Origin of the sequence: Zunongwangia sp. HGR-M22, from assembly GCF_027594425.1 — a bacterium.
Classification (GTDB): Bacteria; Bacteroidota; Bacteroidia; order Flavobacteriales; family Flavobacteriaceae; genus Zunongwangia.
In genome coordinates this window covers 1,455,299-1,480,364 of the sequence record NZ_CP115159.1, presented here as the reverse complement: position 1 = coordinate 1,480,364, position 25,066 = coordinate 1,455,299, and the positions used below count along the sequence as shown (strand labels likewise).

Annotated in this window: 24 protein-coding genes; 11 read left to right on the top strand and 13 right to left on the bottom strand. The window is 35.0% G+C overall.

The genetic code is table 11. From position 1 onward, the window contains the following. Window positions 1-56 precede the first annotated feature (56 nt). Window positions 57-464 (bottom strand): DUF2059 domain-containing protein, encoded by a 408-nt coding sequence (locus tag PBT91_RS06510; protein WP_270060968.1) that lies wholly within the window; start codon window positions 462-464, stop codon window positions 57-59. An 84-nt stretch (window positions 465-548) separates the two neighbouring features. Next, complete coding sequence (locus PBT91_RS06505; RefSeq protein WP_270060967.1) at window positions 549-1,292, bottom strand: GLPGLI family protein; 744 nt, start codon at window positions 1,290-1,292, stop codon at window positions 549-551. 219 nt (window positions 1,293-1,511) lie between these two features. Here PBT91_RS06505 and PBT91_RS06500 point away from each other — a divergent pair, with 219 nt between their 5' ends. Continuing rightward, on the top strand, window positions 1,512-2,009 hold the full coding sequence (locus PBT91_RS06500; RefSeq protein WP_270060966.1) for a hypothetical protein: 498 nt from the start codon (window positions 1,512-1,514) through the stop codon (window positions 2,007-2,009). On the opposite strand, the gene PBT91_RS06495 is transcribed toward PBT91_RS06500, so the two are convergent. The 6 genes from PBT91_RS06495 to PBT91_RS06470 form a co-directional block, all read right to left on the bottom strand. Continuing rightward, a complete protein-coding gene (locus PBT91_RS06495) occupies window positions 2,006-2,845 on the bottom strand; it encodes a CvfB family protein (RefSeq protein WP_270060965.1) in 840 nt (279 codons plus the stop codon). The two genes, PBT91_RS06500 and PBT91_RS06495, sit on opposite strands and share 4 nt — an antisense overlap. Before the next feature lie 106 nt (window positions 2,846-2,951). Next, window positions 2,952-3,296, bottom strand: coding sequence for a DUF2853 family protein (locus PBT91_RS06490; protein WP_270060964.1), 345 nt, complete (start codon window positions 3,294-3,296; stop codon window positions 2,952-2,954). A 196-nt stretch (window positions 3,297-3,492) separates the two neighbouring features. Next, window positions 3,493-4,038, bottom strand: a complete 546-nt coding sequence (locus PBT91_RS06485) for an HNH endonuclease signature motif containing protein (protein ID WP_270060963.1) — start codon at window positions 4,036-4,038, stop codon at window positions 3,493-3,495. Between the two features lie 26 nt (window positions 4,039-4,064). Next, complete coding sequence (gene menD / locus PBT91_RS06480) at window positions 4,065-5,795, bottom strand: 2-succinyl-5-enolpyruvyl-6-hydroxy-3-cyclohexene-1-carboxylic-acid synthase (protein WP_270060962.1); 1,731 nt, start codon at window positions 5,793-5,795, stop codon at window positions 4,065-4,067. Window positions 5,796-5,993: 198 nt separating this feature from the next. Next, a complete protein-coding gene (locus PBT91_RS06475) occupies window positions 5,994-7,133 on the bottom strand; it encodes a chorismate-binding protein (RefSeq protein WP_270060961.1) in 1,140 nt (379 codons plus the stop codon). Then, the gene (locus tag PBT91_RS06470; RefSeq protein ID WP_270060960.1) at window positions 7,130-7,552 is read right to left on the bottom strand and encodes a PaaI family thioesterase; all 423 of its coding nucleotides are present in this window, start codon (window positions 7,550-7,552) and stop codon (window positions 7,130-7,132) included. Before PBT91_RS06470 ends, PBT91_RS06475 begins: the two co-directional genes overlap by 4 nt. Window positions 7,553-7,600: 48 nt before the next feature. On the opposite strand from PBT91_RS06470, the gene PBT91_RS06465 reads away from it, so the two are divergent. Together PBT91_RS06465 and PBT91_RS06460 are read left to right on the top strand one after the other, a co-directional pair. Further along, window positions 7,601-8,236, top strand: a complete 636-nt coding sequence (locus PBT91_RS06465; RefSeq protein ID WP_270060959.1) for an alpha/beta hydrolase — start codon at window positions 7,601-7,603, stop codon at window positions 8,234-8,236. Window positions 8,237-8,442: 206 nt separating this feature from the next. Further along, window positions 8,443-9,720 (top strand): NRAMP family divalent metal transporter, encoded by a 1,278-nt coding sequence (locus PBT91_RS06460; protein WP_270060958.1) that lies wholly within the window; start codon window positions 8,443-8,445, stop codon window positions 9,718-9,720. A 7-nt stretch (window positions 9,721-9,727) separates the two neighbouring features. On the opposite strand, the gene PBT91_RS06455 is transcribed toward PBT91_RS06460, so the two are convergent. Then, window positions 9,728-10,387, bottom strand: a complete 660-nt coding sequence (locus tag PBT91_RS06455; protein ID WP_270060957.1) for a hypothetical protein — start codon at window positions 10,385-10,387, stop codon at window positions 9,728-9,730. 104 nt (window positions 10,388-10,491) lie between these two features. Next, window positions 10,492-12,408: a molecular chaperone DnaK gene (dnaK, locus tag PBT91_RS06450; protein WP_270060956.1), complete on the bottom strand. Its 1,917-nt coding sequence runs from the start codon at window positions 12,406-12,408 to the stop codon at window positions 10,492-10,494. 240 nt (window positions 12,409-12,648) lie between these two features. On the opposite strand from dnaK, the gene PBT91_RS06445 reads away from it, so the two are divergent. The 6 genes from PBT91_RS06445 (at window position 12,649) to PBT91_RS06420 (ending at window position 18,309) form a co-directional block, all read left to right on the top strand. Next, the gene (locus PBT91_RS06445) at window positions 12,649-14,073 is read left to right on the top strand and encodes an L-serine ammonia-lyase (RefSeq protein ID WP_270060955.1); all 1,425 of its coding nucleotides are present in this window, start codon (window positions 12,649-12,651) and stop codon (window positions 14,071-14,073) included. Window positions 14,074-14,146: 73 nt separating this feature from the next. After that, window positions 14,147-14,782, top strand: a complete 636-nt coding sequence (locus tag PBT91_RS06440) for a CPBP family glutamic-type intramembrane protease (RefSeq protein WP_270060954.1) — start codon at window positions 14,147-14,149, stop codon at window positions 14,780-14,782. 58 nt (window positions 14,783-14,840) lie between these two features. Continuing rightward, window positions 14,841-15,845, top strand: coding sequence for an alcohol dehydrogenase (locus PBT91_RS06435; RefSeq protein WP_270060953.1), 1,005 nt, complete (start codon window positions 14,841-14,843; stop codon window positions 15,843-15,845). 302 nt (window positions 15,846-16,147) lie between these two features. Then, window positions 16,148-16,966, top strand: coding sequence for a 3-methyl-2-oxobutanoate hydroxymethyltransferase (gene panB, locus PBT91_RS06430; RefSeq protein ID WP_270060952.1), 819 nt, complete (start codon window positions 16,148-16,150; stop codon window positions 16,964-16,966). 24 nt (window positions 16,967-16,990) lie between these two features. Beyond that, window positions 16,991-17,491 (top strand): cupin domain-containing protein, encoded by a 501-nt coding sequence (locus PBT91_RS06425; RefSeq protein ID WP_270060951.1) that lies wholly within the window; start codon window positions 16,991-16,993, stop codon window positions 17,489-17,491. Between the two features lie 119 nt (window positions 17,492-17,610). Continuing rightward, window positions 17,611-18,309 carry an RluA family pseudouridine synthase gene (locus tag PBT91_RS06420; protein WP_270060950.1) on the top strand — a complete coding sequence of 233 codons (699 nt, stop codon included), beginning with the start codon at window positions 17,611-17,613 and terminating at the stop codon, window positions 18,307-18,309. Here the strand turns inward: PBT91_RS06420 and ypfJ are convergent. Further along, window positions 18,306-19,148 carry a KPN_02809 family neutral zinc metallopeptidase gene (ypfJ, locus tag PBT91_RS06415; RefSeq protein WP_270060949.1) on the bottom strand — a complete coding sequence of 281 codons (843 nt, stop codon included), beginning with the start codon at window positions 19,146-19,148 and terminating at the stop codon, window positions 18,306-18,308. The genes PBT91_RS06420 and ypfJ overlap by 4 nt on opposite strands. Window positions 19,149-19,471: 323 nt before the next feature. Between ypfJ and PBT91_RS06410 the strand changes: the two genes are divergently transcribed. After that, complete coding sequence (locus PBT91_RS06410; protein WP_270060948.1) at window positions 19,472-21,274, top strand: glycoside hydrolase family 15 protein; 1,803 nt, start codon at window positions 19,472-19,474, stop codon at window positions 21,272-21,274. 16 nt (window positions 21,275-21,290) lie between these two features. Here PBT91_RS06410 and PBT91_RS06405 read toward each other — a convergent pair whose 3' ends face one another. Together PBT91_RS06405 and PBT91_RS06400 are read right to left on the bottom strand one after the other, a co-directional pair. Further along, a complete protein-coding gene (locus PBT91_RS06405) occupies window positions 21,291-22,157 on the bottom strand; it encodes a DMT family transporter (protein ID WP_270060947.1) in 867 nt (288 codons plus the stop codon). Window positions 22,158-22,168: 11 nt separating this feature from the next. Beyond that, window positions 22,169-23,713 carry a hypothetical protein gene (locus PBT91_RS06400; protein WP_270060946.1) on the bottom strand — a complete coding sequence of 515 codons (1,545 nt, stop codon included), beginning with the start codon at window positions 23,711-23,713 and terminating at the stop codon, window positions 22,169-22,171. A 147-nt stretch (window positions 23,714-23,860) separates the two neighbouring features. Here PBT91_RS06400 and PBT91_RS06395 point away from each other — a divergent pair, with 147 nt between their 5' ends. After that, window positions 23,861-25,033: a 2-isopropylmalate synthase gene (locus tag PBT91_RS06395; RefSeq protein WP_270060945.1), complete on the top strand. Its 1,173-nt coding sequence runs from the start codon at window positions 23,861-23,863 to the stop codon at window positions 25,031-25,033. Window positions 25,034-25,066 lie beyond the last annotated feature (33 nt).

Here is a 25,066-nt window from a genome sequence, read left to right as displayed (position 1 = left end):
TTATAAAAAAACCCGGTGATTAAACCAGGCTTTTTAATTCATCTCGAATTTATCGATTATTGCATGTATTTTGCCATAATCGATTGTAGTTCCATCCCCCATTGTTGACCAACGGTCATAGCTTTTTGCATTACTTTTGGTGTGGTAGCTACCATTTTCTTTCCTACCGAAGTATCATAAAACGCAAGAATTTCATCTATTTCTGCTTCAGTAAATTCTTCTCGATAGATTTCAGCTAACTTAACATAGAGTCCGTTTAAACTCTCATTTAAATCTTTTTTAAAATCTTCGCGACTTTCTTCAGGAATTTGCTTTACAATAGGCTCGCTAATAATTTCAAATTGTTGCCCAGAGGTTAATTCGATTAATTTTACTGCTTTTTTCTGAAATGAATCTCCTTCAGTTTCCTGTGCAAAAACGCTGGTTCCTAAGATTACAAATAGGACAAATATCAACTTTTTCATATTTAGGTTTGGTTTTATAATTTAGCCTAAAGTAGTCTTATTTTTTAAGAATCGTGATTTTCACAAAGTTTTTTCAATTAAAGATTAATTTCCGTAGGTGTCGTTATAATATTCTGTTGCTATTTGATAAGCTTCCTTTCTAGAGCGAACCTTTGCGTCCTTTTTTATTGCATCTATCTTAATTTTTTCTTCTGGATTCAGCATAATTTCAGTAGCGATAATGGTAGACTCTTCCTTGTCTATTCTTAAGATCAAGCCCGGGAGCCCATTATAACTATGTGGCCCAAATTGCAATGGGATTTCTGGCGTAAACCAGGCCACAACAGGTTCTTCTTCAATTGTCCCGTCACGCATATATTTTTTTTCTAAGCCTTCAGCTTTAAAGCATTTATAATCACCAATTAATTTGGTCTCATTTTTAACTTTCCAGCTTATACCATCATATTTCAATAACCCCATCATAGCACTTTTTTCAATAATTCTCTGGTCCTTTAGATTTACATAAAAATCGTTTATTCCAGCTTTGCTTCCAAAACTGAGGCTACTATTTTCATTTTTCAATTTCTCGATGTAATGAAAATACGATTCTTGATCTTTAAAATGAAGTTCGTAATTATCCTCTTCATCGTTTAGATACATGTCTACAACTTGTTTACGTATAGCCGGAGGAACATCTTTTTTCTTCTTGAACTCCTCAAGAGATTTGTTTTTAAAATCTTCATTCATCACTGCTTTATACTTTATAATTCCTGAAGTTTCCTGAGCTAGCAATGAATTTAAATTGGAAAATAAAACAAATATTATTAAGAGATAACTTACTTTTTTCATGATGATTGATGGTTTCTGTTTGTAAAGCTATCTAAATATAAAGAAAATCTTCACCAATTGTACAATATTGATTGTAATGATAAAGTTTGGAAAAATGGATACTAAAATATGAGAATATATGTTTACTATAAAAAATTGATTCTTAATTTTGAAATTACCGCCGTCTGTTTTAAGTTTAGCATAATTTTTGAATCTTCTTTTTTAAAATATTCATTTTTAATGAAAAGACTTCTTGCCATATTATTTATCATAGGTTTCAATGCAATTGCCTTGGCACAGGAAAATCCTGAAAATAACATTGTGAATCTAAAAATGGAAGATCATTCTATCGCCCCTGCGTTAACGGAATTAAGCCCTAATCAATTTCTACAATACGACCCTAATTTACCAAGTGGAACTTTTATAGGCGTCCAAAATGAGCGCGAAGAATTTGATATGGTGGGTATTATAGAAAAAGAAAATCGCCAACGCGAGATGGCGAAAGCTAAAAGATTGGCTAATATTAGTTTACCGCAAACGCAGCGAAAAAAGGAAAAAGTGTTTCAGCTTACCGGTAATAATCAGGAACAAAATCAACTAAATACCGGTATTAGCAACTTCAATAATACTACCAATAGTAGTAATCCTTTCTATCAATATCATAACGCATTATACAATAATAGCATGAGAGGTTATTACTCACAACCATATCGCACTAACCGTAGATATTATTATTAGTTTTGTTGATTTAAATAAATACCGTCTTCTTTAATATCAATTTGGCGTTGTTTATAAAGATTTCCTGCCGCGCGCTTAAAACTCTTTTTACTCATTTTAAACACTGCTTTTATCTTTTCTGGTGAAGATTTATCTGTAATATTTAGATAGCCATCATGGTGTTGTAATTCATCTAAAATAGCCTGCGCGTTTGGCTCAATACTTCGATATCCAGGGCGTTGCAGCGTAACATCGATTTTGCCGTCTTTTCGAGTCTTTTTTATAAATCCTTTAATGCGATCCCCAATTTCTATAGGCTGAAAAACATCATCATTATACACCAAACCAAGATGAATTTCATTGATAATCACGTTATAACCAAGATCTGTTTTGTTACTTACAATTAGATCGACTTCCTCAAAAGGTTTTATTGTTAAATCTGAATTATCTAAATAAGCATGTACTTTACTTGAAGCTACCAATCGATTAGTGTCTTCATCTAAATAACAAAAGATCAAATAACGATGTCCTTTTTGCATAGGATATACTTGTTCCTTAAACGGAACAAAAAGGTGTTTCTCTAAACCCCAATCTAAAAATGCACCAAAATCGGTTACTTCAACACATTCTAAAAAAGCGAATTCGTCTAATTTTACATAAGGCTCTAAAGTAGTCGCAACCGGTCGCTCTGAATGATCCAGATACACAAAAACTTCTATTTCGTCTTCTAACTGAAAGTTCTTAGGAATATATTTATTAGGTAATAACACCTCGTCTCCTTCAGCGTTTTTTAGAAACAAGCCGGGTTCGGTTTCACGATCAATTATTAAACGATGATTTTCGCCAATATTCAGCATAATATAAATTTAGATGACAAAGATACTTTTTAATTTTCAGGCTTACACAAAAAAGAATCCGCTTCCTAAATTAGAAAACGGATTGAGTCTTAACTAATCTATGAGATTAGGCAAATACAGATTCTTTATTAAAGTATTTGGTAAGCAAATAATACAGTGTTACTCTATATTTATTTCGATTGGATTTGCCATATTTTTCTAGCATGGCATTTAATCCTACATCAAGTTTACTATCGTTAGGCAATCCCAGTTTTTTAATTAGAAAATTTTGCTTTACTGTTTCTAACTCATCTTCGCTGCTTGATGAAACTGTCTCAGCATCATTTCTAAAAACTACGGGACCTAATGATTCGGTTATTTTTCGAATTAATGCCACATCAGGCTCCTCTCCTACCTTTTCTTTAATATCCTGAATATATTTTCCTACTTTTTCATCAGTCTTAGCACTCATAATTTTGTTTTTTGGTTTCTTCGAATTTACATAGAAACTCAGCAAATTTGCCCTAACAGAATCATAAGAATACTTACTGAAAAATTAAAATCTAATAAAAAACCTGAGAATTTGTTAAAGAATTCAATATATGGTGAGCTGTTTAGTGAGCAGCTCACTCAAAATTCAGAATTAATGTACCTAAGATTTAAAGTTCTTATTCCGTTACAGAACTCCAATTTTCTCCCGTTTTTATCCTATGAATTTGCATATCGGATACTCCGAAATTTTTTGCAATCATTTTTATTCTAGTCCTATTGTTTTTTAATTGGCGTTTAATAATCTTTACTTTTCCTTCGTTTAATTTACCAATATTCTTGCTTCTTTTTTCAACAATTTTGGCCCAATCTGGATGATTAAATTGATGAAGTTCTTTTTCTCTTTTAGTAGCCCATTTTAGATTTTCAATTCTATTGTCAGTCTTATCGTAATTCAAATGAATCACGCAAGTGCCATCATTTCTTTCTAAAAAATGCTCTGCAATAAGTCTGTGGACGTATCTGCTTGTCCGTTTTCCATTCTCTTTTTGCTGAAGAGGTAAAGTTTGATAACCGTTTATAAAATATTTCTTTACAAGAAATTCCTTATCAGTTTTACAATTTATAATTCTACCGTAATTTGATATTTTAAATTTTTCTTTTTCAGATATTTTGCTATCAAACTCAATCTCTTTCCATTCTTCATTCCAATAACTTCGTATCATTTCTCAATTTTTTTATCAAATGTTAATTACCTCATGTAACTAAAATACTCTAGTAAAACCTTATCGTTTACTTTACGCGGCGTAAAAATCTCTAAAATTTTAGGTCGTTCTGAAGCCTCAAAAAATGTGCTTAAAGAATGACTAATTTCAGGTTCTGAATTGGCCGAATCATATTCAAATTTATACATTTTTGCCAATTGTTCTGCTTTAAGGTCATGAACGGTTTCAAAAAATGTATCAAACTGTTCGCTATTTTTATTTCCTGGCAGAATTCTGAAAATTCCTCCACCCGAATTATTCAGAATAATAATTCTAAAATTAGCAGGTAAATATTTATTCCAAAGCGCGTTGCTATCGTAAAAGAAACTAAGATCGCCAGTTACCATCAAAACAGGTTCTTTACTCGCCATCGCAGATCCTACTGCGGTTGAGATACTACCATCGATACCACTAGTACCGCGATTACAGAAAATTCGCAGCAAAGGATTCCATTTAAATAATTGCGCGTAGCGAATAGTAGAACTATTGGCCAATTGCATAATATAATGATCTGGCACCTTTGGCACCAGTAACTGCATTGCTTTTAAATCTGAATATGGAATCTCGTCCATATACGCATCGTGCCGCACCTGACGTTTTTCACGTATATTTTTCCAAAATTCGCCATAATCACTATCGATTTTTGATGTAAGCGGAAAGAAATCTGTAAAAAAATCATTCACAGATGTTTCAAAATGCTTATTTAAGCAGAAGAACGTGTTGTACGCCTTTTTAGAATCGACGTGCCAGTGATGCTTGGGATTATAATTCCGCAAAAAAGCTTTTATTTTTTTTGAAACGATCATTCCTCCAAACGTCAACAAAATATCTGGTCGCAAAGCTTCAAAAAGCTCTTGCATATTTTCGTCTTTTTCGATAGGGCCAACGATCGTATCGATTCTGGTAAAAAATGCTGAGTGGTGCAAATTTGAAGTCGTTTCCGTAAAAACGATAACAGAATCATCTTTAGCTAGTTTCTCAAGGAATTTTTGCTCCACTACATTTGGATGAGCAACACCCACAATTACCATTTTGCGCTTAGACTTATTCCAAATTTCGGCATAAGGCAAAAGCTCTTCTTTGGAATAGTGCCTTTTGGTAATTTCAGGAAGGATCTCGATAGGATTCACCTCAATATTTTCAACCGTATCGTAAAGCGGTTCGTAAAAAGGCACATTAATATGCACCGGTCCTTTTTCTTCTATAGCTTTATTCAGCGCTAAATTAATCTCACGCTCATTATGTTTTTGTGCTTCCCATTGTTTTTGCTGAAGTTTTTTATCGATCGCTTCAGACTCCAAAACCAGCTCAGAATAAAGATTTGCTGAATATAGAATATGATTTTCATAGACATTTTTCTGCCTAATGGTTTGCCCGTCACCAATATCAATACGTTCAATTGGTCGATCTGCAGAAATTACTACAAGCGGAATATCGCTATAAAACGCTTCTGAAATTGCCGGATAATAATTAAGTAATGCTGAACCAGAGCTGCACACCAGTGCCACTGGTTGCTGTAATTGCTGCGCCATTCCGAGGGCAGCAAAAGCGGCACAACGCTCGTCTACAATGCTGTAAGACTGTATTTCTGGATGATGCGTAAATCCAATGGTTAACGGTGCATTTCTTGAGCCTGGAGAGATTACTACGTGTTTTATATTTTTTGAAACGCAAAGTGAAACCACATTACGTGCAACAGGTATTTTAGAATACTTCACAAAGTTTATTTTTTGCGAGCGGAAGCTTCTAGGGAAAGTTAGGAAACTTCAACGCAACTTAATTATACCTCAAAATTACGATTTACGGCAGACTTCCGCAGCACCTTTAAAAAGTATTTAACTGAATTTTTTAGATAGAGAAAGCTTAGCCAAACCTCACAGGTTTTAAAAACCTGTGAGGTTTAATTGATTTTCATTTTAATCTTGATGGACCAAAACCGATTTAATCGTATAACTTTTATTCACTGTTTCTTCCCATTCGGCTGCCGGGTTAGATTCTGCCGTTATACCGCCGCCGATAAAAATTTCAGCTTCGCCTTTCACTAATTTCATACATCTAAGATTCACGAAAATCTGTGATTGTTTTGAAATGCTGGCATACGCCTGATTTTCCTGATTTCGACGATTCGAATTTCGCTTTATTTCTTGTTTAAGATTAATCTCCCCAAGAAAACCAGAGTAAAATTCGCGATCACTATGCTCATTCTCCAAAATGAATTCCTTTGCTTTTTCACGCGGAAATCCACATACAGCAGGAGTTGGATGTAAACTTTCCAATAAATTCGATAAATTATCATTCTCTAAAACAGCTGATATATCGGTACGAATATGTAACAAATTCCCCGCTTTTACGGTATAAGGATCACTCAGGTTAATTGCTCCGGCAGATACTTTAAAATCCTTTAATTTTTGCACAATTTCATCTGAAACGATTTTTTGCTCTTCTACCTCTTTTGGTGTCCACGCAGCTTCATCGATGGTTCCTTTAAAAGCCTGCGTTCCAGCAAGAGCCATAGTTTTAAAGCGATTTCGCTCTACTTTCACCAAAGTCTCTGGGGTAGCTCCTAACCAAATTCCGCTTTCAGGATGGGACCAGATATAGCAAAAGGCTTTTGGATAATTTTCGAGTAAATTTTTAAAGATCGAAACGGCTGAAAGTTGCGTTTGGCTATGCTCTTTTCTGGCTAAAACCACTTTTTTCATATTGCCGGATTCAATTTCAGCAATTGCTTTTTCCACCAGTTCTTCATGCTCTTTTTGCTGAGTATGATTTGTGATTTCTGGAATATATTCTGAAGTTTCTTTTATGGAGTCTTCAGTTTTTAATTCCGTAGAAATCTGTTTAGATTTATCTTCAGGAATTAAAAAACTTTTCTTTCCGCAGAAATCAGAAAAAACAAATCCGCTTTCTGAAAAATCGGTCGTTGTATACGATTGCTTATCCTTTTGTAGAAATGCTTGGATTACATTTTCATCGGGTTTTCGATAAGCTACAACAGGTAAATTTTTATTGATATGATCTTCTAATGCGTTAAAAAACGCCATCGCCTGCATCATGATTTCTTTTTTGCTAGTGCTATGGTTGTTAGTTTTACCAGGGAAATTAAATTATCTGCAGCATCGGTAATATGAATATTCCAAAGTTGCGTGGTACGGCCTTTATGAATAAAAGTGGCTTTGGCAAAAACATCGCCCTCTTTTATGCTTTTAAGGTGATTGGCAGAAATTTCTATACCGCGAATCACAAAATCTTGGGTATCTAAAAACAGATAACTCGCAGCGCTCCCAACACTTTCGGCCAAAGCCACACTTGCGCCGCCATGCAACACGCCATCTGGCTGATGCACTCTTGGAGTTACGGGCATTTTTGCGGTTAAAAAATCTTCACCAACATCGATAAATTCAATATTCAAGGTTTCCATCAACGTGTTTTTACACATTTTTGCACACATTCCCAGGATTTCCTCTTTGTTCATAGCATTACGATTAATTACTTTGTAAAAGTACAAAATTGAATCTACAGCATGAGCCGCGAAAAACAGGTTTCTTACCAAATTAGCAACACCTATAGTGTTTTAAACGAGTTTACCGAAACTACCAAAAACGTCTGGTTGGTTTGTCATGGTATTGGATATTTAAGCCGGTATTTTATTCGGTTTTTTAATCATCTGGATTTCAGCGAAAACTATATTATCGCACCACAGGCGCAAAGCAAATATTATTTAAAATCTGATTATCGACATGTAGGCGCCTCCTGGCTTACAAAAGAAAATACAGACGCTGATATTGAAAATGTGCTGAATTATTTAGATGAAGTATTTACAGAAGAAAATTTAGCTAAAGCGCCCAATTTGATTGTCTTGGGATATTCTCAGGGAGTTTCTATAGCTACTCGATTTGTAGCGCGGAGACAGATTAAATGCGAGCAACTAATTCTTCATTCAGGAAAAGTGCCTGCGGAATTAAATCCCGAAGATTTTAAATTCTTAAAAGACACAAAAGTTACTTATCTCTACGGTACAGAAGATGAATACCTAAAAAAAGGAATCATAAAAGTTGAAGAAGAACGTATGAGAACTTTATTTCCTAATAATCTAGAAATTCTTACCTACAACGGCGGACACGAATTTAACACTGAAATTATTAATAAACTTAGTTGATTTGCATTTGTTTGAGCGATAATCTGTTAGCAATTAGCCTAATAAATTTATAATTCAAAAATTCAACACAAATTCTATTTTCTATCTTCTAGACTCTTTTATTTTGAGTCTTGTTTCCTATAACTTATGCCTAAATCACATTGTCCAATTTTCATTTTTTTCTGAATAATTTTGAATATTTTCGCGACATACGATTTATAAAAGCAATGGAATCACAAAAAAGCGTGGGAACTTCAAAAAAAACTTCAGTTTTAAAGAATATCGGTCCGGGATTTTTACTTGCGGGCGCTGCAATTGGAGTTTCACACTTGGTGCAGTCTACACGTGCCGGAGCTGATTATGGATACATCTTAATTTGGGCGTTATTGCTGGCGTGTATTTCTAAGTATCCATTTTTAGAATTTGGTGCTCGTTATGTGGCCGGAACCGGTAAACATTTAATTTCCGGCTATAAGCAGTTAGGTAAGATTCCGTATTATTTGTTCATATTTATTACCGTGGCCAGCATGTTTATTATTCAGGCCGCTGTAACTATCGTGACTGCTGGTTTAGCTGAACGGCTTTTTAATTTCGGCTTATCCCCTTTTGTATGGAGTTTTATCATCTTTGGAGCTAGTATTGCTTTGCTCTTAATCGGAAAATACCCCGGATTAGACAAAAGCATGAAGATTATCGTGAGTGTGCTTACCGTGGCCACTTTGGCGGCAGTTTGTATGGCCTTGGGAATACAAAAAGACCCAATTGAAACCGTAGAAATTCCGTCGCTTTGGACTACTGCAAGTCTTGGCTTTATTATCGCTTTTATGGGGTGGATGCCTATTCCCCTTGATGCTGCAGTATGGCATTCAATATGGACTAAGGAAAAAGCTCACGGCAACAAAGAAAAACTAACTTTAAAAAATGCCTTTTTAGACTTCAATATTGGGTATTTTTCGGCCTGTTTTATTGGAGTGCTTTTCTTTTTACTTGGTGTTTTGGTAATGTTTGGGAGTGGAGAAAGTTTTAGCAGTAATAGTGTAGAATTTTCATCGCAACTTATTAATCTCTACGCAAAAACACTTGGAGATTGGAGCAAACCGATTATCGCCATTGCTGCTTTTGTCACCATGCTGAGTACTGTAATTACCGTGACCGATGCGTATCCCAGAGTAATCTCTGAACTTTTTCATCCTGAAGTATCCAAAACCGATAATCGTAAAAAACGCTGGCAATTCTATAAAATATCGATATTCATCATCCCGATACTTTCGTTGGCGATTCTTTATTTTACTTCTGGATCTTTTACTATTCTTGTTGATTTTGCTGCCGGATTATCTTTTTTATCAGCTCCGATTCTCGCTTGGTTTAATTATAAATTAGTTACCGGCAAGGAAATGCCAGAAGCTGACCGTCCCGGTAAAAACTATCGATTATTTACCATGATATGCTTTGTGATGCTTTTGATATTTAATATTGCATATTTGGGTTATAATTTTTTTGTATAGAATCATATTAAACGCAGGCATTCTCCAAAACCTCAGCAACTTCTTGTTTCAAAATGCTAATTGTACCATCTGCACTTATTTTTATATAAAATCGATCGGTCTGGACTGGTTCACAAAATTTTACGGTTTGCCTAACGATTAATTCAAATCCATCTTCTACTTGTTTATAAGCTCCATTATTTTTATCATCTACTGCCCAATAATATCCGTTAGCTCTCGCAACGAGTAAGGCTTCGCCTGGTGTGCTTATTTCTCCGAGGAAATTAAGAACATCCTCTTTAGAGGTGACTAAAAAATTATCTTTTTGTCTTTGATATTTGATGTAACTAAAGCAGTATCCCGGTAGGCAACCATAATTAAATCCTTCTTCGGCCTGTAATTCGTTAAAAGCTGTTTTACAATCAACATCTGAACAAGTTTCACCAAAAGAAAAAAGTATATTATTGCGATATACTATTGAATTTGGATCATCAGGATCTTCATAATCTGGCATTGTCTGGATATACTCAAAATAAGAGATTGGCGTTTCGGGATTTATATCTGAAAAAGGATATTCTTCAGGTATAGCTTCAAAATCATCAAAATTGACTCTGATACCATCATCATTATCGTCTGAACACGAAAATAGTAAAATTGTTAAAGCTAAAATTGATAGTTTTTTAATCATAATATTTGATTGATTTCTAATTAGATACCAAAATTCAAAAAAGGTTGCGTATAAAAAAAGCCGCTGAAAAATCAGCGGCTTTTTATCAAATATCTGGATGAAGCTTATTTCACTTCTTCGAAGTCTACATCTTCTACGTCGTCTCCACCTTTGGCTTCACCGCCTCCGGCTTGTCCACCTTCTGCACCAGCAGCTCCCTGAGCACCACCTTGTGCTTCAGCTTGCGCTTTATACATTTCTTCAGAAGCTGTTTTCCAGGCTTCATTCAATTTGTCTAATGCAGGAGTTATTTGTTCTAACTCTTTAGTTTCGTAAGCTTTCTTAAGCTCTTCTAAAGCATCTTCGATAGGCTTTTTCTTATCGTCAGAAAGTTTGTCTCCAAATTCTTTCAACTGCTTCTCAGTTTGGAAGATCATTCCATCTGCTTCATTAAGCTTATCTACTTTTTCTTTCGCTTTTTTATCGGCATCAGCATTAGCTTCAGCTTCCTGCTTCATTTTCTCGATTTCTTCTTCTGTTAATCCTGAAGAAGCTTCGATACGAATATCCTGAGATTTTCCTGTTGCTTTATCTGTAGCACTTACTTTAATAATACCGTTAGCATCGATATCGAAAGTTACTTCAATCTGAGGTGTTCCTCTTGGCGCTGGTGGAATTCCGTCTAAATGGAACCTACCAATCGTTTTATTATCTGCCGCCATTGGACGCTCTCCTTGTAGTACATGAATTTCTACAGAAGGCTGATTATCTGCAGCTGTAGAGAATGTTTGTGATTTTTTAGAAGGAATAGTTGTATTCGCTTCAATTAGTTTAGTGTTTACACCACCCATAGTTTCGATACCTAATGAAAGCGGAGTTACATCTAATAACAATACGTCTTTAACATCACCAGTTAATACACCACCCTGAATTGCAGCACCAATAGATACTACCTCATCTGGATTTACACCTTTAGAAGGTTTTTTTCCGAAGAAACTTTCTACTTCTTCCTGAATTTTAGGAATACGAGTAGAACCACCTACTAAAATTACTTCATCAATATCACTTTTAGAAAGACCTGCATCTTGAAGCGCTTTTTTAACTGGCTCCATAGATCTTGTCACTAATTCTGCAGCTAATTGCTCAAACTTAGATCTAGATAAAGATTCTACCAAGTGTTTTGGTCCACTAGCTGTGGCAGTAACGTAAGGTAGATTAATTTCTGTTTGAGAAGAAGATGATAACTCAATCTTCGCTTTTTCAGCAGCCTCTTTTAGACGTTGTAACGCCATAGGATCTTTTCTAAGATCGATATCTTCAGCTTTCTGGAAAATATCAGCTAACCAATCGATAATCACTTCGTCAAAATCGTCTCCACCAAGGTGAGTATCACCATTTGTAGATAATACTTCAAATACACCATCACCTAATTCTAGGATAGAAATATCGAAAGTACCACCACCAAGGTCATATACAGCGATTTTTTGATCTGTTGATTTTTTATCAAGACCATAAGCTAATGCAGCAGCAGTTGGCTCATTAATAATACGTCTTACTTTAAGACCTGCAATTTCACCAGCTTCTTTAGTAGCCTGACGCTGAGAATCGTTAAAATATGCTGGTACTGTAATTACAGCTTCAGTAACATCCTGTCCTAAATAATCTTCAGCAGTTTTCTTCATTTTCTGAAGGATCATTGCTGAAAGTTCTTGAGGAGTATAAAGACGACCGTCAATATCTACACGAGGAGTATCATTATCTCCTTTTTTCACTTTATATGCTACACGTCCTGCTTCTCTTGAAGATTCAGAGTATTTATTACCCATAAATCTTTTGATGGAAGCAATCGTTTTTTCTGGGTTGGTAACAGCCTGTCTTTTTGCAGGATCTCCAACTTTAATTTCACCACCTTCTACAAAAGCAATTACAGAAGGAGTTGTTCTTTTACCTTCGGCATTAGGGATTACCGTAGGCTCGTTACCTTCCATAACTGAAACGCAGGAGTTTGTTGTACCTAAATCAATTCCAATTATCTTACTCATAACTTTATACTTAATTTAATTTTTTATTCAATGTTTCGATCTCTAAAAGTCAATCTTTATGCCAGCAAAAAACTTATGACAGGTTGGCAGAAACATTTTTAAACAGCTGTGTTTTGGAGAGAATTCAATGTAAATTTTGCAGAGTTCCTTTTGATTTGTGCATAATTAGGCAGTTACAATTGCTTTTTTATTTCTGAATCTGTTTCTGAAACAATACATTTGTCGGCATAATATTTCAATATGGAATGTATTAGCGTTTTCGATATGTTGAAGGTTGGCGTTGGTCCTTCAAGTTCTCACACATTGGGGCCATGGCGTGCTGCACAACGTTGGATTTCCGAATTAAAAAATAAAGGTACTTTTAATTTAGTAGAAAAAATTCACATCGATCTTTACGGTTCTCTTTCACTCACAGGAAAAGGACACGCTACAGACATCGCTACTATTTTAGGTCTTAGTGGCCACGATCCCGTGACGATGGATATTTCAATAATTGATACTGAAATTTATAAAATTAGAGCAGAAAAAATACTGAAGCTAAATAAGGAAATTGACATTCCTTTTAATATTGAAAGCGATATAAAATTCAACCGAAAATTTCTTGATTTTCATCCTAACGGAATGATTTTTAGAGCGAGTTTATCGAACGGAAAAAAATGCTCTTCCTCTTTCTTTTCTATTGGTGGTGGCTTTGTAATTAAAAAAACAAGGAAAAACGCTAAAAAGAAACAGGATAAATTTGACGAATTTCCTTTTCCGGTAGAAACTGCCAATCAATTACTAGACTATTGCAAAGCAGAAAATCTAAGTATTTCGCAGTTAGTTTTAGAGAATGAACGTTCTTTAAGAAGTAACGAAAAAATCGATACTGGTCTTCAACAAATATGGAATACCATGTTAGAATCGATGTATATTGGTTGTCATACAGAAGGTACATTGCCTGGTGGGCTTAGTGTAAAGCGACGCGCTTTTGAAATGCATCAGCGACTTATTGGAGAAGAAAAATATGATTCGCCAGAAAACTGGATCGATGCGATAAGAAATACCGAAGTTAAATTTCGCCAGATCCTTAAATGGGTAAGTTGTTTTGCTTTAAGTGTGAACGAAGTAAATGCCAGTTTAGGACGTGTTGTCACTGCACCAACCAATGGCAGTGCAGGAACTGTTCCCGCAGTGATAATGTATTATATGGTAATCGAAAATCACGAAGCTACTTTCGAGGATATGAAACGCTTTATGTTAGTCGCAGGCGAAATAGGAAGTCTATTTAAAAAAGGAGCAACAATTTCAGCCGCTATGGGTGGCTGCCAGGCAGAAATTGGTGTATCTTCAGCAATGGCCGCTGGTGGATTAACCGAATTACTTGGTGGAACGCCCGAGCAGGTTTTAATGGCCAGCGAAATTGCAATGGAACATCATCTTGGTTTAACATGCGATCCTATCGCTGGTTTGGTTCAGGTGCCTTGTATAGAACGTAATGCAATGGGTGCGATTAAAGCGATAAACGCTGCTGAAATTGCTTTAGAGAGTGATGCTACTAAAGCCAAAGTTCCATTAGATAAAGTAATTGCTACCATGTGGGATACGGCAAAAGATATGAATTCTAAATATAAAGAAACCAGCGAAGGAGGATTAGCGGTTAAAGTTAGCCTTAGTGATTGTTAAATCTATTTTATAATTGTACGCTCAAAATTTACCATCGAAAATCAAAAATCTTATCCGTCATTATTTTCTTATAATGATGTGCTATATTTTGTTTTTTATGGGAATGGGATTGCTAAATAAGTTCTTTCCAACAATAGATCTTGATCGTTACGAACAAACCGGGATTTATGAGATGATGACCGATAATCCCATCATCTTTTTTATTCTTGCCGTAATTATTGCTCCGATTATGGAAGAAAGTCTTTTTAGGAGTTTAATAAAACCCTCACAAAATGAAATTCTTATATTCATCTGTTCCTGGATTTTATTTTTGAGTTTATCTTTTATTCCTGCTGAAGCCAATCTCATTCTTAAATATGCACTATTACTATTAAGCGTTTTTATCATTTTTTTATTTCTGAAGTCGGTAATTCCTGAAAGGAAAATGAAAAGACTTCAATATTATCTTCATAAAAATTTTAGGGTAGTTTGGATCCTTTCAGCAATTATTTTTGGCTACGTACATGTGTGGAATTACGTCTCTGGATTCGAATTCAATCTTATATTATTCTTCCTCATTTTTCCACGAATAATTGCTGGTTATTTTATGGGCAGATTAAAAGTTCAGAATAAAGAATTATACTGGCCTATGCTTTTGCATGCGATGAATAATGGCATTGTAGTACTCATTTCTACGAATGCTGAAAAAATTACCGATCTCTTTATTTAACAAAGACTTAAAAATCTTCGCCCTGTAATTTCGTAAATTCAAGAACCAAAAAAATTGAATGATGAAAGCTGTACAAGTAAAAGAAAAAGGTGGTGATTTCCAATATGTAGATGTCGAAAAACCATCTCCTAAAGAAAATGAAATATTAATCAAGATTGAAGCTTGCGGAATTTGCCATAGCGATGCTATTACAAAAGAGGGTATAATGCCTATCGATTATCCAAGAATACCGGGTCACGAAATTGTTGGTATTGTAGAAAGCGTTGGTGATCGTGTTTCGCAATGGAAAAAAGGACAGCGAGTTGGAGTTGGCTGGCATGGTGGTCACTGCTTTGAATGTGAGCCTTGTCGCCGTGGTGATTTTATTAATTGCGAGAATGCAAAAATTAGCGGAATCTCTTACGATGGCGGTTATGCTGAATTTATGACGGCACCGCAAGAAGCTATTGCGAGTATTCCAGACGAATTATCTTCAGCAGAAGCTGCTCCGCTACTTTGCGCAGGGATTACCGTTTTTAACGCTTTGCGAAATTCAGGAATCACACCGGGTGATGTTGTCGCTATTCAGGGAATCGGTGGTTTAGGCCATTTAGCCGTTCAGTATGCTTCAAAAATGGGAATGCGTACCGTAGCGATTTCCACCAGCGATGATAAAAAATCTTTAGCTTCAGATCTTGGTGCGCACCATTTTATTAATGCTAAAGAACAAGATACCGTAGAAGAACTTAAGAAACTTGGTGGGGCAAAACTAATTTTGGCAACAGCACCAAACAGTAAAGCCATAAGTAGTGTGGTTGATGGATTAGGTCCCAACGGAAAATTGCTAATTGTAGGTGCTACCGGCGAGCCTGTAGAAGTTTCACCAATGCAATTAATTATGGGCAAAAATTCAGTTGCAGGATGGGCCAGTGGAACTGCTATGGACAGTGAAGATACTTTAAAATTTAGTGCGCTAAGCGGAACGAAACCAATGATTGAAGAATACCCTCTTTCTGATGTTAAAGAAGCCTATAAAAGGATGATGGATAATAAAGCTCGTTTTAGAGTGGTTTTAAAGCCATAACAATAAGCTTCAAAATACAATATTTAAGCCATCTTTATTGATGGCTTTTTTGGCTATTTTAATTCAACCATAAAAATTTGAATAAAAAAATATACTCTCATAAAATTGGAATAATGATTATGTTCTAAAAGTAAACTAGTTAAAATCTAGAAACAGTACTAAAAAAATAAATTGGGCTGAAAAAAGCATTTCTAAAATCTCAATTCGAAAATTATAAAACTAAAGAATCCCCAATTTCTTGAGGGAATCTTAATTAGTCTCTCATTAAAACCTTATTTTTACGCATACCAAAATTTAAATTAATGTCTGTTGCTAAAAAAGAATATAAAAGAATTACTGTAAAGTCTTTAGTTGACATGAAAAAACGTGGAGAAAAAATCTCTATGTTAACTGCTTACGATTATTCAATGGCTAAAATCATGGATGGCGCCGGGATCGATGTGATCCTTGTTGGCGATTCAGCCAGTAACGTAATGGCTGGATATGAAACTACGCTCCCAATGACGCTAGATCATATGATCTATCACGCGACGAGTGTGGTAAACGCTATTAACCGTTCTTTGGTAGTAGTCGATCTACCTTTTGGAACCTACCAAAGTGATCCTAAGGAAGCTTTGAGATCTTCCATAAGAATTATGAAAGAAAGCGGCGCACATGCCATTAAACTTGAAGGTGGCAAAGAAATTAAAGAGTCAATTAAACGAATCTTACATGCTGGTATTCCGGTGATGGGCCATTTGGGATTAACTCCGCAATCTATTTATAAATTCGGAACCTATACGGTTAGAGCAAAAGACGAAGAAGAAGCTGAAAAACTAAAATCTGATGCTAAACTTTTAGAAAGATTAGGATGTTTTGCTGTAGTTTTAGAAAAAGTACCGGCAAAATTAGCGAAGGAGGTTGCTGAAAGTGTAAGTATTCCTGTTATAGGAATTGGTGCAGGTAACGGTTGTGACGGCCAGGTGTTGGTGGTTCACGATATGCTGGGAATGACCAAAGAATTTAATCCTAGATTCTTAAGAAGATACTTAGATCTTTATACTGAAATGACAGGGGCGTTCCAACGCTATGCTGAAGATGTAAAAAGTGGTGATTTTCCTTCGGAAGATGAACAATATTAATTTTTCTAAAAATATTTTTGCTGAATGAATAATGCGGAAGCAATTATTGAAAAACTGAAGCTACAATCGCATCCTGAAGGTGGTTACTTTAAAGAAGTTTATCGAAGCGACGATGTTATCAAGGCGGAGGCATTACCTGAAGCTTTTAAAACAGAACGCAACTATTCTACCAGTATTTATTTTTTACTCACTTCAGAAAATTTTTCAGCATTTCATAAAATAAATCAAGAGGAGATCTGGCATTTTTATGACGGCTCTCCTCTACTTTTATATATGATTTCACCTTCCGGAGAGCTTTCAGAAATAAAAATTGGGAGAGATCTGGATAAGAACGAAAAACCTCAATTTGTAGTGCCTAGAAATTACTGGTTTGCAGCAAAGGTTATTCAGCCAGATCATTTTTCTTTTGTGGGTTGCACAGTGGCACCGGGATTTGATTTTGAAGATTTCACATTAGCAGAAAGAAATAATCTTACCACAGAATTTCCGCAGCATGATAAAATAATCGCTGAATTTACTCGATAATCGAGATTAAATGCTCAGAGGCTCGCCTCGAAATAATAAATGATTTTTTGATAAATGCCTTATGGCTTGCGCTGAGGTATTTTACTAAAAATTAATAATTCCATTTTAATATTTCTATTTTGCCAGAAAAATTACTTTCTAATAAAAATAATTTACAAATACTACACGAGGATAATCATATAATCATCGTGAATAAACGCGTTGGTGATATTGTACAGGGCGATAAAACCGGTGATAAGCCCTTAAGTGATGTTGTAAAGTCCTACATTAAAGAAAAGTATAATAAACCGGGGAATGTGTATTTGGGTGTGGTACATCGTTTGGACCGCCCAACTAGCGGTATTGTTTTATTTTCAAAGACTTCTAAAGCACTTCCGAGATTAAACAAATTATTTCAGGAAAAAGACGCTAAAAAAACCTATTGGGCGGTAGTAAAAAACAGACCACCAAAGGATAATGATATTTTGATACATTATTTAAAACGCAATCCAAAGCAAAACAAATCTTTCGCGCATAAAAAAGAAGTTCCAGAAAGTAAAAAAGCGATCCTAGAATATCGAATTTTGAAAGAATTGAACAATTATTTTTTGTTGGAAATCGATTTACAAACCGGGAGACATCACCAGATTCGTAGTCAGCTTTCAGCTATTGGATGCCCTATAAAAGGAGATTTAAAATATGGTTTTGATCGCAGTAATAAAGATGCGGGAATTCATTTACATGCTCGTAAATTAGAATTTATCCATCCGGTAAAAAAGGAGCCTATAAGAATAATTGCTGAAGTCCCGAACGAACCGCTTTGGCAAGCCTGCACCTAATTTAAAAGTGCCTGAAATGTATTTCCTTTACTAATATCCCCGCTACGGTAACCTTTCATAAACCACTCCATTCTTTGAGCAGAGGTTCCGTGAGTAAAAGAATCTGGATTTACAGTTCCGTTTATACGACGCTGGATAGCATCATCTCCTACCGCGTTTGCTGCACTTAATGCCTCCTGAATATCGCCTTCTTGAAGATATTCTTGATTATGATTGGCCCAAACTCCTGCGTAGAAATCGGCTTGAAGTTCTAAGGCAACAGAAAGTTCATTTGCCTGATCTTGAGGTTTACTTTGCTGTAATTGTCTAACTTTTTGAGAAGTTCCTAAAACGGTTTGTATATGATGTCCTACCTCGTGTGCAATAACATAGGCAGTAGCAAAATCACCTTTTTCTGCGCCAAATTTATTATGCAATTCGTCAAAGAAGCGAAGATCCAAATATAACTTTTGATCTGCAGGGCAATAAAACGGACCCATCGCGGCAGAAGCTCTACCACATCCAGAATTTACAGCATCATCAAACAACACCATCCCTGGTTTTGGGTAAGTCATTTCATTTTTTGAAAAAATGGAAGTCCAAATATCTTCGGTATCTGCTAATATGGTGGCTGCAAATTCTCCCTCCTCTATTTCAGTTTCAGAAAGCTCTCGAGCTTTTTCAGTTGCAACGCTCGATGGTTCTTCAGATATTATTTGGCTAAGATCTACTCCTGTAAATAATTGAAGCGCTATTACAATAACTGCAACGATACCTCCGCCGGCAATCGTTTTGCCTTTTGTCGACATTCCTCTGCGATCGTCAACATTAGAACTTTGTCTCCTATCTTTCCATTTCATAACCTAGTTTTAGAAACGCTATATTATGAATTTCAGAGGCTTACTACGATAATAAAAGAATTAAAAATTTGTGAAATTATCGTATCGGTTCTATCAATCGATATAAGATCTAAAGTGAATTAAAATTGTAAAGTATCTGTAATACTTAAATAAAGTATTAATTATTTGCCAATGCTATGCCAATAATTTGAAGGTCTGTTCTTGATAATCTATTTTGTGATACAAATGAAATACTATAATTCAATAAGAGATTTTTGATCAATTAAATAATTAATAAAAATGAAAATATTGAGTTGAAAATTTCCTTCTGACTATAAAATAGAATGATAAAAAATAGATTTACAAAAATAAATAATTACGGCTTTATAGGAAACTTACAAACCACAGCATTGGTATCGCAACAAGGCGATATTGATTTTATGTGTTTTCCCAATTTTGATTCTCCTAGTGTTTTTGCTACAATTCTAGACGGAGATAAAGGCGGTTGTTTTTCTATAGAACCACTCATAGAAAACTTAAAGTATACACAATTCTATATAACCGATACAGCAACTTTAATTACCCGTTTTACTTCTGAAAAAGGCGTTGGAGAAATTTCTGACACGATGGTTATAGATGAAAAAGACCATAAATTTAAATTATTACGAAAAGTATCCTCTAATCATGGCAACATCTCCTTCAGAGTTAAATGCAAACCCAGATTTGATAATGCGAAGGCAAGACACACCGCTAAGCAGCACCAGAATGAAATCACTTTCACTACAGATGATGATAAATTTCTTTGTCTGAATAGTTGTCGGGATTTATATATTTCTCGTGATGATGCGTATTCTGAATTCAAATTAGATGAAAAAGAATCCTGCTATTTTATTTTAACAGATTTTCATCTTTCAGAAGAAAACAAAGAAAGTATGCCTTCATTTGGTGAGCAGTATCATTGGGAAAGTCAAGATTACTGGAAAAAGTGGATTAGCAAAACTACCTATAAAGGCAGGTGGATAGAAACAATAATAAGATCTGCTATAACTTTAAAACTCCTTACCTCTCATAAAGAAGGAAGTATTATTGCGGCTCCAACCTTTGGATTACCCGAAAAGATAGGTGGCGAGCGCAATTGGGATCATCGCTATACCTGGATTAGAGATGCAGCTTTTGCCATGTATGCTTTTATGAAACTTGGTTTTAAAGAAGAAGCCAGTGCATTTTTTAAATGGGTAGAAAAATATTGTTTTCAGGAAAAAATGGATTTGGTTTATACTTACGACGGTAAAACGCCGCCCGATGAAACTACATTAGAACATTTTAATGGTTATAAAAACAGTAAACCTGTTCGTGTGGGGAACGATGCGAAAAATCAAAAACAACTTGATATTTATGGAGAACTTATAGATGCTGTATATGTTTACAATCTACATGATGGTAGCATTAAAAAGAGTTTCTGGAAAAATATTAAACGATATGTAGAATATGTTTGTGACCACTGGAAAGATAAAGATCGCGGCATTTGGGAAATTAGAGGGGACAAGAAAGAATTTTTACATTCTCGCTTAACCTGCTGGATTGCATTAGACCGCGGCATAAAACTCGCTGAGAATAATGATTTAGATTATCCAAAGGAAAAATGGGAAAAGGTAAGAACAGCAATTAAAGACAGTATCTATTCTGATTTTTGGAATGAAAAAAAAGAAGCTTTTGTACAACATAGTGAAACCGATGAAATTGATGCCTCGGTCATGTTAATGCCTATTCTTCACTTTATTGACAAACATGATGAAAAATGGAAAAAAACTCTTGAAGCTGTTGAACGAGAATTAAAATATGATGTTTTAATTTACCGTTATAGAGCCGCTGAAACCGAAACAGATGGTCTAGAGGGCGAAGAAGGAACCTTTACCATGTGTTCATTTTGGTATATTGAATGCCTGGCACTTATGGATCACGTAGATGAAGCTGCTGAAAATTTTTCACGAATCTTAGGCTACGGAAATTCCCTTAGATTATTTAGCGAGCAAATTAGTAAAAGTGGTGAGCAGGTGGGCAACTTTCCGCAGGCTTTAACTCATTTGGCACTTATTAATGCCTGCTTAGAACTCAACAAAAAAATGGACAGAAAGAATAATGCTTAATATTCTATAATTTCAGCTACTTTTTAAAACTTCTAAAAATTTCAGTAAAAACGGCAGTAGCGATCAAAAAACCACCGATTATTGTATTGGTGGCAGGAATTTCATTCAGTAAAAAATAACCAAGCAAAATTCCGTAGATAGGCTGCGCGCTACTAATAATACTCGCTGTGGTGGCCGAAAAATATTTAAAACTGCTTACCAGTAATGTATGTCCTACTGATGTTGTTAATAAGCCCAAGGCTAAAACCGGTGCAATTTGAGAAGGTACATTAGATAAATCAAAAATAAACAGAACCGGAATAAGTAATGTACTTACCACAAACATTTGGTATAACATCAAAACTGAACCATTATATTTAGCCGATTCCTGCTTCATTAAAATATTCCGAATAGAATAGAAAAATGCTGAACCTACGCCAAAACAGACCGCAATGGTTTGTTGATTATCGAGACTAAATTCGGGAACTAAAAAATACACCCCCAATAAAACCAGAATTCCTAAAATCAAGTGTATTTTACTAAAACTTGTTTTCCTGATGAGCGGTTCTAAAAAGGTTGTTATTACCGGGTAAGTATAAATAGATAGCATACCAATGGCTACGCTGGATAATTTTAAAGATTGAAAGTAGGTAAGCCAGTGAATACACATTAAAACGCCGGCGAAAAGAACCTTTAATAAATCCTTCTTGTTAGAAAAACTGAGCTTAAAACCTCTAATCTTACAGAATATTACAAGCGCGCAAATCGCAATAAATGATCGCAGAAAAATGATTAAGAATGGGCTTAGCTCGATATATCTTCCAAGCGTACCCGAGGTGCTTATAATGATGACCGCGAGATTAAGCTGAAGAATATGTTTTAAGTCGGCTTTTTTTTCAACCAAATTCAATCATTTTAGCGTGCATATTCATTTACCTTTTCTTTAATTATATCGGCTACCGGGCGATTTTCAATTTTACTTTCCAGCCAAGAGATAATGTCTAAATATAAAAAAGCACGACGCTCAAATGGATGATCTTCGTATTGCTTTAACGTAGCGTGAAGTTTTTTAAATTCATTTTTAATATCAAGCGGACTAACATCTGGCAGATTTCTTAGAAATTTGATCATTTCTTTTTGCACCTCATGCAAATCGTTCATTTTGATCAAAAACTTATAGGTCGTTTTAATTAATCGTTCTAAATGGTAATCCATCCCGGCTTCGTAATGGGCAACTAAACTTAAAATTCTGGAGAAACACATCAAATCTTCACGCATCTCTAGAGATTTATTATATATAATTTTTCGCAAGTATTCGATGCATTTTTTATTGTTTCCACTTCCAAAGTATAAGGACGCTATTTTGTAATAAAACACCATGATATGATGTTCATCGATTTTGCCTTTATATCGCTTAATTTTTTGTTCTATTTTTTCGACTAAGTTTTCGCCGCCATCAAACTCTCCTTTCATAAACTTAAGATTCAGCTTATTTTCATATAAATATAGAAAGGACAACGAGGCAATATTATCATCATCAGGGATTTTAGGATTTTTCAGTGTATCCTCAAAACGATGTAATACTTTCTCGAAAGTTGTGGTATGGTTTAAATAGAACAGAGATTCTAATAAATAATGATTCCCTTTTAAATAGAAGACCGGATGCACCGGTATTAAATGTTCATTATCATTAAATAAATCTATCCATTTAGAGGAATATTTAAACGCGTTTAAAAAATTTTGTGTAATAAAACTGAACCATAAATGCGTCTGATATAACCATAATTTCTCTTTAAACCCTAAATCTGAAAATTTATAATCGGGTAAATTTGTATCAAAATAATGCCGAATTGCTTCGGCCTCCTCTTCAGTACGTGCATATCCCATTTTTAAAAAAATACCATATAACTGAAGGGACAGATTTGATAATTTACTGGAGATTTCACTTAGGCGCGTAAGCTCTTCCGTTTGTTTTATTAAGGTTTCGGCCCTATTTTCAATACTACGTGTAATGTATTGTGATTCTATAATCTTTTCTAATTCTAAAATCTCATAGGCAAGATTTTTTTCTTCATAGGCCAAAGCCGTAGCTTTTGTTTTATCCAAAAGTTTCAAACTTTGCTTATAAAGACCTTTTCTATATAAAATAATAGCAAAATCTAATTGTTCTCGAATCTGAATTGGTATACTTTGGTGGGCGGGATTTAAGCGTAAACTAATTAAAATTTGCTTATATAAGTGCGCTTTAATATTCGACAATTGCTGCTTACTGATATTGGTATTTTTAAGCACAAATTCTTCGTCATATTTCTTCTGTTTTGATAAAACCTTAAAAAGGTTCAAAAATTTGCTATCAGAATTTACTCCAATTCTTCCTACATACAGCGAAAACTGGCGCTTTTCCGAAGGAGATAATGATTTAATTAAAGAAAAAAGGTTATCCGTTAAATCGTTAGTCATTGTAACAAGATAGTTTTTAATTAACTGATAATCAGACATATTAAAGAAATATAACTGATTTAATTATCGTAACACTTTACACTGCCCGATAGTAAAGCAATATGCTTTATAATACTTTAGTTAAAGATAAAGCAAAAAAAAACTCTTATGAGCGCAGAAAAGGTAGAAATTTTTGACACAACTTTGAGAGACGGAGAGCAAGTTCCGGGCTGTAAATTAAATACAGAACAGAAAGTTAAGATTGCCGCAAAACTGGACGAACTGGGTGTAGATGTTATCGAGGCTGGTTTTCCTGTTTCTAGCCCTGGTGATTTTAGATCGGTTACCGAAATTTCAAAAATTGCAAAAAACGCTGCCGTTTGTGGACTCACCAGAGCTGTAAAAAAAGACATTGAGGTGGCTGCTGAAGCTTTAAAATATGCAAAAAAACCTCGTATTCATACGGGTATTGGTACTTCAGAATCGCATATTAAATATAAGTTTAATGCAACCAGAGAGCAAATTATCGAGCGTGCTGTAAATGCAGTTTCCTATGCGAAAAATTTTGCAGACGATGTTGAATTTTATGCTGAAGACGCAGGTAGAACAGATAATGATTTTTTGGCGCAGGTCTGCCAGGAAGTCGTCAACGCAGGTGCAACAGTTTTAAATATTCCAGATACTACAGGATATTGTCTTCCTGAAGAATATGGTAAGAAAATCAAATATTTAAAAGATCATGTAGTAGGCATAGATAATGCAATTATCTCTTGCCATTGCCATAACGATCTAGGTTTGGCCACAGCAAATGCCATTGCGGGAATAACTAATGGAGCGCGCCAAATAGAATGTACCATTAACGGTATTGGTGAACGTGCCGGTAATACGGCTTTAGAAGAAGTTGTAATGATTCTTCGCCAACATCCTACATTAAATTTAAATACAGACATCAACCCTAAACTATTGTATGAATTAAGTACGATGGTTTCTAAAGAGATGGGAATGTTTGTACAACCAAATAAAGCAATTGTTGGTGCAAATGCTTTTGCACACAGCTCGGGAATACATCAGGACGGATTCATCAAAAATCGTGAAACTTACGAAATTATTGATCCAGCAGATGTTGGGGTAACCGAATCTGCTATTGTTTTGACAGCTCGTAGCGGGCGGGCAGCTTTAGCTTATAGAGCTAAAAAAGTAGGTTATAATCTTACAAAATTAGAACTAGACACGGTTTACGCAGAATTTCTTAATTATGCAGATATGAAAAAAGAAGTTTTGGATGATGATATTCACGAAATCATGCAAATCTCAAAAAAGAAATTTAAAGCTATTGCCTAACATAAAATACTGAATTTTATTAGAATTCAGAAA

What these genes read in the sequence shown, in the direction of transcription:
- PBT91_RS06510 (WP_270060968.1), bottom strand. Translation starts at nt 464, where the DNA reads ATGAAAAAGTTGATATTTGTCCTATTTGTAATCTTAGGAACCAGCGTT.
- PBT91_RS06505 (WP_270060967.1), bottom strand. Translation starts at nt 1,292, where the DNA reads ATGAAAAAAGTAAGTTATCTCTTAATAATATTTGTTTTATTTTCCAAT.
- PBT91_RS06500 (WP_270060966.1), top strand. Translation starts at nt 1,512, where the DNA reads ATGAAAAGACTTCTTGCCATATTATTTATCATAGGTTTCAATGCAATT.
- PBT91_RS06495 (WP_270060965.1), bottom strand. Translation starts at nt 2,845, where the DNA reads ATGCTGAATATTGGCGAAAATCATCGTTTAATAATTGATCGTGAAACC.
- PBT91_RS06490 (WP_270060964.1), bottom strand. Translation starts at nt 3,296, where the DNA reads ATGAGTGCTAAGACTGATGAAAAAGTAGGAAAATATATTCAGGATATT.
- PBT91_RS06485 (WP_270060963.1), bottom strand. Translation starts at nt 4,038, where the DNA reads ATGATACGAAGTTATTGGAATGAAGAATGGAAAGAGATTGAGTTTGAT.
- PBT91_RS06475 (WP_270060961.1), bottom strand. Translation starts at nt 7,133, where the DNA reads ATGATGCAGGCGATGGCGTTTTTTAACGCATTAGAAGATCATATCAAT.
- PBT91_RS06470 (WP_270060960.1), bottom strand. Translation starts at nt 7,552, where the DNA reads ATGAACAAAGAGGAAATCCTGGGAATGTGTGCAAAAATGTGTAAAAAC.
- PBT91_RS06465 (WP_270060959.1), top strand. Translation starts at nt 7,601, where the DNA reads ATGAGCCGCGAAAAACAGGTTTCTTACCAAATTAGCAACACCTATAGT.
- PBT91_RS06460 (WP_270060958.1), top strand. Translation starts at nt 8,443, where the DNA reads ATGGAATCACAAAAAAGCGTGGGAACTTCAAAAAAAACTTCAGTTTTA.
- PBT91_RS06455 (WP_270060957.1), bottom strand. Translation starts at nt 10,387, where the DNA reads ATGATTAAAAAACTATCAATTTTAGCTTTAACAATTTTACTATTTTCG.
- dnaK (WP_270060956.1), bottom strand. Translation starts at nt 12,408, where the DNA reads ATGAGTAAGATAATTGGAATTGATTTAGGTACAACAAACTCCTGCGTT.
- PBT91_RS06445 (WP_270060955.1), top strand. Translation starts at nt 12,649, where the DNA reads ATGGAATGTATTAGCGTTTTCGATATGTTGAAGGTTGGCGTTGGTCCT.
- PBT91_RS06440 (WP_270060954.1), top strand. Translation starts at nt 14,147, where the DNA reads ATGATGTGCTATATTTTGTTTTTTATGGGAATGGGATTGCTAAATAAG.
- PBT91_RS06435 (WP_270060953.1), top strand. Translation starts at nt 14,841, where the DNA reads ATGATGAAAGCTGTACAAGTAAAAGAAAAAGGTGGTGATTTCCAATAT.
- panB (WP_270060952.1), top strand. Translation starts at nt 16,148, where the DNA reads ATGTCTGTTGCTAAAAAAGAATATAAAAGAATTACTGTAAAGTCTTTA.
- PBT91_RS06425 (WP_270060951.1), top strand. Translation starts at nt 16,991, where the DNA reads ATGAATAATGCGGAAGCAATTATTGAAAAACTGAAGCTACAATCGCAT.
- ypfJ (WP_270060949.1), bottom strand. Translation starts at nt 19,148, where the DNA reads ATGAAATGGAAAGATAGGAGACAAAGTTCTAATGTTGACGATCGCAGA.
- PBT91_RS06410 (WP_270060948.1), top strand. Translation starts at nt 19,472, where the DNA reads ATGATAAAAAATAGATTTACAAAAATAAATAATTACGGCTTTATAGGA.
- PBT91_RS06400 (WP_270060946.1), bottom strand. Translation starts at nt 23,713, where the DNA reads ATGACTAACGATTTAACGGATAACCTTTTTTCTTTAATTAAATCATTA.
- PBT91_RS06395 (WP_270060945.1), top strand. Translation starts at nt 23,861, where the DNA reads ATGAGCGCAGAAAAGGTAGAAATTTTTGACACAACTTTGAGAGACGGA.